General features: G+C 68.8%; 7 protein-coding genes and 2 pseudogenes. 6 read left to right on the forward strand and 3 right to left on the reverse strand.

Going from position 1 to position 10,560, the window contains the following annotated elements; all coding sequences use genetic code 11:
- The 3 genes and pseudogenes from ACFXGJ_RS22225 to ACFXGJ_RS22235 form a co-directional block, all read left to right on the forward strand.
- Positions 1 to 998, forward strand: a pseudogene (locus ACFXGJ_RS22225) (hypothetical protein); the annotation flags it as partial.
- A gap of 11 nt (positions 999 to 1,009) precedes the next feature.
- The gene (locus tag ACFXGJ_RS22230; RefSeq protein ID WP_378624915.1) at positions 1,010 to 2,854 is read left to right on the forward strand and encodes a putative bifunctional diguanylate cyclase/phosphodiesterase; all 1,845 of its coding nucleotides are present in this window, start codon (positions 1,010 to 1,012) and stop codon (positions 2,852 to 2,854) included.
- A gap of 318 nt (positions 2,855 to 3,172) precedes the next feature.
- Positions 3,173 to 4,543, forward strand: coding sequence for a sugar transferase (locus tag ACFXGJ_RS22235; RefSeq protein WP_378624918.1), 1,371 nt, complete (start codon positions 3,173 to 3,175; stop codon positions 4,541 to 4,543).
- Here ACFXGJ_RS22235 and efeB read toward each other — a convergent pair whose 3' ends face one another.
- Genes efeB through efeU form a run of 3 tightly spaced genes read right to left on the reverse strand, consistent with a single transcriptional unit; the run spans position 4,544 to position 7,933 of the window.
- Complete coding sequence (efeB, locus tag ACFXGJ_RS22240; protein WP_378624934.1) at positions 4,544 to 5,815, reverse strand: iron uptake transporter deferrochelatase/peroxidase subunit; 1,272 nt, start codon at positions 5,813 to 5,815, stop codon at positions 4,544 to 4,546. It abuts the gene before it with no gap.
- 55 nt (positions 5,816 to 5,870) lie between these two features.
- A complete protein-coding gene (gene efeO / locus ACFXGJ_RS22245; protein ID WP_378624921.1) occupies positions 5,871 to 7,004 on the reverse strand; it encodes an iron uptake system protein EfeO in 1,134 nt (377 codons plus the stop codon).
- A 17-nt stretch (positions 7,005 to 7,021) separates the two neighbouring features.
- Entirely contained in the window at positions 7,022 to 7,933 is a 912-nt protein-coding gene (efeU, locus tag ACFXGJ_RS22250; RefSeq protein WP_378624924.1) for an iron uptake transporter permease EfeU, read from the reverse strand.
- A 160-nt stretch (positions 7,934 to 8,093) separates the two neighbouring features.
- Between efeU and ACFXGJ_RS22255 the strand changes: the two genes are divergently transcribed.
- From ACFXGJ_RS22255 to ACFXGJ_RS22265, 3 genes and pseudogenes are all read left to right on the forward strand, one after another.
- Positions 8,094 to 8,837: a lytic transglycosylase domain-containing protein gene (locus tag ACFXGJ_RS22255; protein WP_378624927.1), complete on the forward strand. Its 744-nt coding sequence runs from the start codon at positions 8,094 to 8,096 to the stop codon at positions 8,835 to 8,837.
- Between the two features lie 222 nt (positions 8,838 to 9,059).
- The gene (eno, locus tag ACFXGJ_RS22260; RefSeq protein WP_378624931.1) at positions 9,060 to 10,355 is read left to right on the forward strand and encodes a phosphopyruvate hydratase; all 1,296 of its coding nucleotides are present in this window, start codon (positions 9,060 to 9,062) and stop codon (positions 10,353 to 10,355) included.
- A gap of 23 nt (positions 10,356 to 10,378) precedes the next feature.
- Positions 10,379 to 10,560: pseudogene (locus tag ACFXGJ_RS22265) on the forward strand (hypothetical protein); the annotation flags it as partial.

Consider the following 10,560-nt stretch of genomic DNA (forward strand, 5'->3'; position numbering starts at 1 on the left):
ATGCTCAACCGTGGACCGTGCACGCCGACGAGGACGGGCTGCGGCTGTTCCTCGATCCCGACCGAACAACGGCGATGGACGTGCAGTTTCGCGGCAGCTACGTCGCACTCGGCGCCGCGTTGTACAACGCGCGGGTCGCGGCTGCGGCGAGGGGCGTGCTCGGTCCGGTCGAGTACTTCGGCGACCAGCCGATGCTGGTGGCCGGCATGACGTTCGGAACCGGGACCGACGAAGACCTCGCACGTCGGGTCGGCGGGATGCTCCGGCGGGGCACCAATCGCAGGGCGGGGGTGCCACGCCCGGTCGAGTCCGGAGTGTCGGGCGCACTGGCAGATGCGGCGGGTGCCGAGGACGCGCGACTGTCGGTGGTCACCGACCGGTCGGGGATCGGGGCGGCGGCCGAGCTGTTCGCGGCCTCGGACCGGGTGCGCTTCCTGGATCCGCGACTGCACCGGGAGATGATCGGCGAGCTCCGCTGGCCGGGTCGGGACTCGATGGACTCGGGAATCGACGTGCGTTCGCTGGAGTTGGACGATGCCGACCTCGCGGCGCTGCGTGTGCTCAGCCGGCCTGACGCCATGGCACACCTGGCCGAGTGGGGGCTGGGGCAGTCGCTCGGTATGCGGACCCGTGAGCGGGTGGAGTCGAGCTCGGCGCTGGTCGCTGTGGTGGTAGCGGGGGATCGGCCACGGGACTTCCTGCGCGGCGGCGCCGCGGCCGAGTCGGTGTGGATTGCCGCCGAGGAGCACGGTCTCGCGGTGCAGCCCGTCTCGCCGGTGTTCCTGTACGGACTCGACGCCACCGATCTCGGTGAGCTCGCGCCCGCGCACGCCGGACAGCTCTCGCACGGCGCGACTGCGCTTCGCGACCTGTTCCGCGTGGCGGCCGGCGAGGCAGTCGCGCTCGTACTGCGTCTGAGTCATGCCCCACGCGCCTCGGTGCGAAGCGGGCGCCGGCCGCTGGAGCCGGAGCGGGCCTCCGGCGGCCAGACGGGATGACGGAGACGCGAATGTCGTTGCACAGTCTCGAGGAACTCGTCACCGCTGTCGCGTCGCGACTGAGCGTCACGCACGCCGGTACGTGGGCGGCGACCGCTGATCAGGTGCTGCACGACGTGGTCGACTACTTCGAGCTGGATGCGTGCTTCCTGCGCCGCAACGACCACGAGATCCGCGCGACCGTGCTGGTGGCCGAATGGCCCAAGCGGCCCTTCGTCCCCGATCCGGATCCGCTGGGTGTCGTCTACTTCGCCGACGCCGACCCGGAATTCGCAAAGCTGGAGAATCTGAAGGAGGTCGGGTTCGTCCGACCAGGACAGGACGACGACGAGTACCAGGACCGGGTGGCGGCAGCGACGGGCGTGCCGCAGGTGACCGTGGCCGCAGTGCCGCTCCTGGCGGGGGACGTGACGACCGGGACCTTGGGTTTCATCAAGTTCGGGTACTGCACGTGGGGTGTCGCGGAAGTCAACGTGCTCAAGGCCATTGCGGCGATGCTGACCCAGGTCCAGGAGCGGGTGCGGGCAGAGGAACAGCTCCGCTACACGGCGGACCACGACGAGCTCACCGGACTGGCCAATCGGCGATTCCTGGTCGAGGCTCTCGAACGCCGAATGGCGAGCGGAATGCCAGGACCCGTCGCGATGCTGTTTCTCGACCTGGACCGCCTCAAGTCCCTCAACGACTTCCTGGGGCACAGCGCAGGTGACGCGTTCATCGTGGCGGTGAGTTCCCGATTGCGCGAGCACAGCGCCCCCGACGACGTCGTGGGCCGCCTGGGGGGCGACGAGTTCGTCATCGTGTTCGGCGGCGAACTCGATCCGGCGACGGCTCGAACGCGGGCGTCGCGGATCCAGGAGGTGGTGAGCGCGGGTGTCAGCGTGGGGGGCGTCTCGGTGAGCCGCGGAGCGAGTATCGGAGTCGCCGTGGGAATGCCGGGTACGTGCTCGGGTTCGGATCTGCTGTGGCAGGCTGATCAGGCGGTGCTGTCAGCAAAAACTCAGGGCGGCAATGCTATTGCGACCTTCACCGAAGACATGCGTGCCGAATCCGAGATTCGGGACATTGTCGAACTGAGTCTGCGAACATCGATCAACGACGACTCGCTGCACCTGGTCTATCAGCCCGAGGTGGACCTGCGAAGCGGTGAGATCCTCGCAGTGGAGGCCCTGGTGCGGTGGGACCACCCCGTGCTGGGATTGTTGCTCCCCGCATCGTTCATCGAAATCGCGGAATCGACCAATCTCGCTTCGGAACTCGGTACCTGGGTGCTCCGCACCGCCTGCCGACAGTTCGCGCGGTGGCGATCCGAGATCGCCGACCTCGACGCGTGTTTGCGGGTCAATGTCTCGCCTGCGCAACTGGTGGGCCTCGACTTTCTCGACCGGACGGCCCGGGTGCTGGGCGAGTACGGGATCGGTGGCGCGGACATCTGTCTGGAGATCACCGAGAATGCAGTGGTCAGTGATCTGGATCGAACTCGCGTGACGCTGCAAGGACTCGCCGAGATGGGGGTCAAGGTGGCGATCGACGACTTCGGCACCGGATACAGCTCACTCGGTCAACTCAAGCAGCTGGAAGTGGACGTCCTCAAGATCGACCGCGAGTTCATTAGAGACCTCGGGCACAACTTCGGCGATCTCGCCATCGTCAAGTCCATTGTCAGTCTGGCGAAGTCGTACAACCTCGACCTGGTGGCCGAGGGGGTGGAGACGACGGACGCTGCGCGAACGCTGCTCGCCCTCGGCTGCTACCGCGCCCAGGGCTTCCTCTTCAGCCACCCGCTTCCTGCGGACGAGGCGGGGGCGCTCCTCGCCAGGAGGCGGGTCGCGGAGTGGGCAACTCCGAGCGCGTGATCGCGCTTCAAAGAAAACTATGTGGCGTTCATTTGGACAGAAAAGAGGAACCTGTTCGATGTTGCGGGCAATAACAGGCGCAGAGTATGTTTTGTGGGACGGGTTGATCGGGAAGGGATCGGCCCGACCCACCAGGTTGGAATTGTCCAGATGTGCGAATGCGGAAGGGTCGTCGACGGCGGAATCGGGTCCGCCCGCCGCGCAGGCGTAGCGCAGGGTCCCTGCAGCGAGTGTTCGGACAGTCGCGCCAGTCGCGCTCCACTGACCCTTCCGTGCCCGGCGCACCCGTCCTGGGAGGGGCGCTACCGCCGCGCCGCCGTGGCGTCCGACGTGCTGAGCTTCCTGCTGGCCGATGCGATCGTCACGCTCGGCTACCACAACGTCTCGGTTCTCTCGAACCCGGCCAATATTGTTGTCGCGCTGACTGTCCCATTGGCCGCGTCGATCGCACTGGCCGTCACGCACGCGTGGGATCCGCGGATTCTGGGCTGCGGGGTGGAGGAGTTCCGACGAGTCGGATACGCGTACGTGCTGGTGATCGCGGTCATGGCCGTGCTCGGGTACGCGGCAGGCATGACCGGAGGCCACTCGTGGGTGTTCGGTGCGCTGCCGCTGGCCGCCGCGCTGTCCGTGCTCGGGAGGTACGCCCTGCGACGGTGGGTGCACCGGCGCAGGCGATCGGGTGCCTACCTCCGCTCCGTGGTCGTGGCGGGCGAACTGGACTCGGTGCTCGAGCTGATCCGGCGCACCCGCGGCGCCGCCTACGCGGGTTGGGAGATCGAGGCGGTCTGCCTCGCCGACCTGGCCCCGGGCCGGCGGCTGCCGCTCGCGATCGAGGACGTGCCGGTGGTCGGCACCGAGCGCGACGTCGTCGGTATCGTCGCGCTGCACGGCTACGATGCGGTGGCGATCGTGCCGTCGAGCCAGTGGTCGCCTCAGCGCACCCAGCAGCTGGCCTGGGACCTGGAAGGCACCGGCGCGGACCTGCTGATTGCGCCGGCGATGATGGATATCGTGGGACCACGCCTCCACATCAGCCCGGTCGCCTCGATGCCGCTGCTGCAGCTGAGTGCACCCCGATTCACCGGTCCCGCGTGGATCGCCAAGACGGTCATGGACCGGGTCCTGGCGATCGCCCTGCTGGTCGCCGCGGCGCCGATCCTGTTCGCCATCGGTTGTGCGGTCCGGCTGACGAGCCCCGGTCCAGCGCTGTACAAGCAGATGCGTGTCGGACGCGGTGGGATTCAGTTCGGGATGCTCAAGTTCCGCAGCATGGTTCGCGACGCGGACAAGCGACTGGCAGACCTCACGCGAGCCAACGAAGGTGCGGGAGTGCTCTTCAAGATTCGTGACGACCCGAGAGTGACGCGCGTCGGCCGTTTCCTCAGGCGATTCTCGCTCGACGAGTTGCCCCAGCTCGTCAACGTCGTCTCCGGCCAGATGTCACTGGTCGGCCCGCGCCCCCCGCTCGCATCCGAGGTCGAGCAGTACGACGACGGCGTGCGCCGTCGCCTGTTCGTCAAGCCCGGGCTGACCGGGCTGTGGCAGGTCAGCGGGCGCAGCGACCTCTCCTGGGAGGAGTCGGTGCGCATGGACCTGCGCTACGTCGAGAACTGGTCGATGGCACTGGACTTCATGATCCTGTGGAAGACCGCGGGGGCCGTCATCCGGGCGGACGGTGCCTACTGACTACTTCTCGGCCTGCGCAGGCGTCCCGGACTGGGCGCCGAACAGCGACGAACCCCAGAACTCGCCCTCGCGGACCCCTGGCGGCACCGCGAACAGCGCCGACCCGACGTGCTTGATGTACTCGTTCATGGCGTCGTTGCGGGACAGGGACAACTGCATCGGCACGAACTGCGTCTGCGGGTTCCGGCAGTAGGCGATGAAGAACAGGCCCGCGTCCAGGTGGCCGAAGCCGTCGGAGCCGTCGGTGAAGTTGTAGCCGCGACGCAGGATCTGGATTCCGCCGAGCTCTTCCTTCGACGCGAGCCGGACGTGCGCATCCCTGTCGATCAGCGGACCGCGGGGGCCCTTCGAGTCGAGGTCGAGCTCGTCGAACTCGGCCTTCTGGCCGAGCGGCGCACCGGTGCCCTTGCTCCGCCCGATCACCCGCTCCTGCTCGTGCAGCACGGTCCGGTCCCACGGCTCGATGAGCATCCGGATCCGGCGGGCCACCAGGTACGAGCCGCCGCCCATCCAGGACTGGTCGTCCTTCGGGTCCACCCAGACGAACTCCGAGACCGTGGACTGCTCCTCGGCCTTGATGTTGCGGGTTCCGTCCTTGAACCCGAACAGATTTCGGGGTGTGGTCTGCGAAGTCGAGGTCGAGGAGGTTCGACCGAACCCGAGCTGCGACCAGCGCACCGCGACGGTGCCGAAACCCACCCGTGCCAGGTTGCGGACCGCGTGCACCGCCACCTGTGGGTCGTTGGCGCAGGCCTGGATGCAGATGTCGCCGCCGCTTCGGGCCGGCTCGAGTGCGTCGCCGGTGAACTTCGGCAGGTCCGCAAGGGCGGCCGGGCGCATGCCGGCGATGCCGAACCGGTCCTTGCCGTCGGGCGTGGTGAACAGCGACGGGCCGAATCCGATGGTCAGCGTCAGCTGGCACGCGTCGAGGTCGAGTGCCTCGCCGGTGTCGCTGGGCGGGGTGTACTGGCCCGCACCGATCGCGCCGTCCGGACTCGCCTCCTGGCCGGCGGTCATCCGCGCGGCCATCTCGGTCCACTTCTGCAGCAGCGCAACCAATTCGTCTCGCGAATCGGTGGTCACGTCGAACGCGACGAAGTGCATCCGGTCCTGCGCGGGTGTGACGATCCCGGCCTGATGTTCACCGTGAAACGCGACCACGTCGCCGTACTCGGACACGGAGTCCGGCGCGGTGAGGCGCCCGACCGCAGCGCCCGCGCCGGCTACGACCGCGCCGGCCCCGATCGCACCGAAGAGCTTGCGGCGCGAGATCTTTCCGCGACCCGTCGAGGTGTCCGAAGGTGCCGGGCTGCCCTCGGACCCGGGCTCACTGCGCGGCGACGACACCCTGCACCTGGCTCACCTCGGCGGACAATGCGTCGATCTTGTGCGAGAGCGCCTGTCGCTGCGGCTCCGTGACGGTGTCGTAGAAGACGAAGCCGTCGCCCCGGCGGTACTGGCCGAGCTCGGTGTCGAGCTCGGCGAACCGCTGGTCGATGCGAGTCGCGAGCTCCTTGTTTCGCTCGTCCAGGATCGGGCGGACCGAGGCGATCGCGGCCTGCGAGCCGTCCACGTTGGCCTGGAAGTCCCACAGGTCGGTGTGGCTGAAGATGTCCTCCTCGCCGGTGATCTTGGTGCGGGAGATCTCGTCGAGCAGGGTCTGTGCGCCGCCGGCGACCTGAATCGGGTCGACGGTGAAGTCGTCGGCCGCGATGCCGTCGGACAGTTCCTTCAGGTCGGCGATCAGCTGATCGGCCACCGCGTTGGTGTCCGGCTGCAGTCCCTGGGCCCACAGGTCCTTCTCGAGGCGGTGGAAGCCGGTCCACTTCTGGCCGGGAACGACGTTCGCCTCGCGCAGGTCGAGGCGAGGATCGAGGTCGTCGGGGAAGGACTCGGCGATCGGCTCGATGCGCTCGTAGTAGGTGCGCGCGGTGGGGTACTGGGCCTTCGCGGACTCGATGTCGCCTGCCTTGATCGCCTCGACGAACTTGGCGGCCGATTCCTGCAGCGCCGAGACCTGGCTGGTGACGTAGCGCTTGTAGCCGGCGGCGGCCTCGGCGAGCTGGCCGGACTCGTCGGTCGGGGCAAGCGAATCGCCGGTCACCGTGAACTCGGCGCGGATGCCTTCGCCGACCATTCCCGGCTTGCATGCGGTGTGGAAGGTGCCCGCCTCGGGCAGGTTCACGATCAGCTGACGGGTCAGGCCCGGACCCACGTTCTCGACCTCGCCCATCACTCGGTCGCCGGAGCCGTAGACGTAGAACTCGGTGACCTTCGAGCCGTTGTTGGTGATGGCGAACGTTGTGGTGCCGGTCTTGGCGGTGTTCGCTGCGACGTCACAGGCGGTGTCGGTCGCGGTGACCGCGATCGAGTCCGCCGTCTGATCCGACTTGGACGTGCAGGCCACGAGGGCGAGGGGCGCGATCGCGGTCAGGGCGATGGCAGTGGTGTAACGACGCACGAGCGGGGGCCTTTCGGTTATGCGGGGAGGTCGGAAGTCTGGTCGGCGGTCGGCTCGTCCTCGGCGGGCGCGGGCGCCGACTTCGGGGGAGTGGGGCGCAGGAACAGCGGCAGCACCACGACCACGTAGACGAGCCAGGCGACCACCTGGAACACCGTCGGGTCGGGCCGGAAGTTGAAGATCCCCTGCAGCACGGTGCCGTACCAGCTGGAGGTGTCGAAGGTCGACGAGGCGTCGAAGGCGAGGTTCGATCCACCGGGCAGCCATCCCGCGATCTGCAGCGCGCGCACGCCGTACGCGAGGATGCCGGCGGCGACCACGATCAGGAAGATGCCGGTGTAGCGGAAGAACTTGGCGAAGTCGATGCGCACCGCGCCGAAGTAGAGCAGGACGGTCAGTCCGGCCGCGACCACGATGCCCAGGACCAGCCCGACCAGCGGCCAGGCGCTGCCCGCGGCGTTCTCGGCGTAGCCGACCAGCAGCAGGGCGGTCTCGACGCCTTCGCGCCCGACCGCGAAGAACGCCATGGCCGCGACGGCGAGCGGTCCGACCGCGAGGGCCTTGCTCATGCCCGCCTTGAGGTGTCCGGAGATGGACGCCGCGGCCTTGCGCATCCACAGCACCATGGCGGTGACGATCACGACCGCGACGAGCGAGGCGATGCCGCTGATCAGTTCGGCGGCCATGCCGGTGACGGTGGACGTGCCGAAATGGATGGCCACGAAGATGCCGACGACCATCGCCACAGCAGCGGCGACGCCCAGCCAGACCCACTTGAGTGCGTCGCGGCGGTCGGACTTGACCAGGAAGGCGATGAGAATCATCACGACGATGCCGGTCTCGAGGCCCTCGCGGACCCCGATCAAGCCGCTGCCGAACAGCTGCGTCGCAATGCTCGGCGCGGTCGCGCTCGAGGCGAGGATGAGCACGAAGGGCTCCTCATCTGTGCATGTCCCCGCCGCGATATAGGCAAGGCGAACCTTCTCTGGAACGCAACTAAGGTAGCACTTACCAATCGGGCCTCGTGAACCGAGCTAAGGGGTCGTCCGGTATGCCCGGATTGCCGCCGACTCTCGCCCGCCGTGGATCATGGACCTGGTGACCACCCCGAATCGGCGACTACTCGGCTGCGTCGCCGTTGTCGTGGTGGGCGCCGCCGTCCTCGCGGGATGTGCCGGCGAGCCGAGGATCGCGGTCCCGCCGGGCATCCCCCCGGGACCCGGTGCCCCGCTGCCCCCGATCGACGTCGACGCCCCCGGCCGTAGCGCAGATCAGCTGGCCGACTGGGCGGCGGACCGGTCCGACGAGCTCGGCATCTCGGTGACCGCACTCGAGGCCTACGGGTACGCGGCCGCGGTGATGGACCGGTCGCGGCCGGACTGTGGAATCGGGTGGACGACCATCGCAGGCATCGCCGGCGTCGAGAGCAGGCACGGCACCTACCGCGGCGCGCACGTCGCGCCGGACGGCAGGGTGAGCCCCCCGATCCGTGGCGTTCCGCTCGACGGCGCCCCCGGCCTCGCCGTGATCCCGGACACCGACGGCGGGACGATGGACGGCGACCCGGTGCACGATCGCGCGATGGGACCGCTGCAGTTCATCCCCGAGACCTGGAAGCGATGGGGAGTCGACGCGAACGGCGACGGCGTCGCCGACCCCGACAACATCGACGACGCCGCGTTGACCGCTGCTCGATACCTGTGTGCGAGGGGCGGCGACCTCACCGGCGCGGAGGGCTGGCGGCAGGCGTTGATGGCTTACAACCAGTCGGTCGAGTACCTGGGGGAGGTTCGCTACCGCGCCGCGGCCTACTCGGTCGGCGTACGCCCGTGACAATGGCAGCGGAGCGTGCGGGGACAATGGCAGCGGAGCGTGCGGGGACGATGGCAGCGGAGCGTGCGGGACCCGTCGCGACCGCGCGCCGCTACCGTCCTGGCCGGTTAGTGCCGTTAGGCTCAGACCTGGCACTATGTAGCGAAATCGTCGGCGGTGGTGTCACCGCACACATCGCTGGCGTCGCCAACACATCGAAGCCGCCAATAAGGAGAACCATCCGTGGCCATCATTGAGCAGGTCGGAGCCCGCGAGATCCTCGATTCCCGAGGCAACCCCACGGTGGAGGTCGAGGTGCTGCTCGACGACGGCACCTTCGCGCGCGCCGCGGTTCCCTCAGGCGCCTCGACCGGCGAGCACGAGGCCGTGGAGCTGCGTGACGGCGGCGACCGCTACCTCGGCAAGGGTGTCGAGAAGGCTGTCGAGTCGGTGCTCGGCGAGATCGCGCCCGCCATTATCGGTATGGACGCCACCGAGCAGCGGGCCGTCGACCAGGAGCTGCTCGACGCGGACGGCACCCCGGACAAGTCCCGGCTCGGCGCCAACGCCCTGCTCGGTGTCTCGCTGGCCGTCGCCCGCGCCGCCGCCGACTCCTCGGGTCTCGAGCTGTTCCGCTACGTCGGTGGTCCCAATGCCCACGTGCTGCCCGTGCCGATGATGAACATCCTCAACGGCGGCGCGCACGCCGACACCGGGGTCGACGTCCAGGAGTTCATGGTCGCGCCGGTCGGCGCCGCCACCTTCAAGGAGTCGCTGCGCTGGGGCGCCGAGGTCTACCACTCCCTCAAGTCGGTGCTCAAGGCCAAGGGCCTGTCCACCGGCCTCGGCGACGAGGGCGGCTTCGCCCCCGACGTCGCGGGCACCAAGGAGGCCCTCGACCTGATCGGTGAGGCCGTCGCCAAGACCGGCCTCAAGCTCGGTGTCGACGTGGCCCTGGCGCTCGACGTCGCGGCCACCGAGTTCTACACCGCCGGAACGGGATACAAGTTCGAGGGCAAGAACCGGACCGCCGCCGAGATGGGCGCGTTCTACGCGGAGCTGCTCGGCGCCTACCCGCTGGTGTCCATCGAGGACCCGCTCAGCGAGGACGACTGGGAGGGCTGGGTCGCGCTCACCGAGCAGATCGGCGACAAGATCCAGCTCGTCGGCGACGACCTGTTCGTCACCAACCCGGAGCGGCTCGAGGACGGCATCGTCAAGGGCGCGGCCAACGCGCTGCTGGTGAAGGTGAACCAGATCGGCACCCTGACCGAGACCCTCGACGCCGTCGACCTCGCGCACCGCAACGGGTACAAGACCATGATGAGCCACCGGTCCGGCGAGACCGAGGACACCACCATCGCCGACCTCGCGGTCGCGGTCGGCAGCGGCCAGATCAAGACCGGTGCGCCCGCCCGCAGCGAGCGCGTCGCCAAGTACAACCAGCTGCTGCGCATCGAGGAGTCCCTCGGTGACGCGGCTCGGTACGCCGGCGAACTGGCCTTCCCGCGCTTCTCCTTCGACGGTTCCGCGAACTGATCCGGGCGAAGTAGGGCGCAGCGGTGAGCGGTCGCGGTAGGTCCCGTCCGGGCAAGAGCCCGGGCGGTCGGGTGCGCGACGGAGCGGCTGCGCGTCGACCGTCGCGCACCCGGTCCGCCGGACCTACCGCGTCGGGCAACCGCGGCGTCCCGGGCGACGCGGATTCCGACCTCGGCGCCGCGTCGCCCACCGAGAAGCCGGTGGG

It is taken from the genome of Rhodococcus sp. NPDC059234, assembly GCF_042754225.1.
In the GTDB taxonomy this organism is placed as follows: domain Bacteria; phylum Actinomycetota; class Actinomycetes; order Mycobacteriales; family Mycobacteriaceae; genus Rhodococcus_G.

Excerpts from the sequence above, each read along its gene's own strand:
- ACFXGJ_RS22230 (WP_378624915.1), top strand. The coding sequence starts at position 1,010 with ATGTCGTTGCACAGTCTCGAGGAACTCGTCACCGCTGTCGCGTCGCGA.
- ACFXGJ_RS22255 (WP_378624927.1), top strand. The coding sequence starts at position 8,094 with ATGGACCTGGTGACCACCCCGAATCGGCGACTACTCGGCTGCGTCGCC.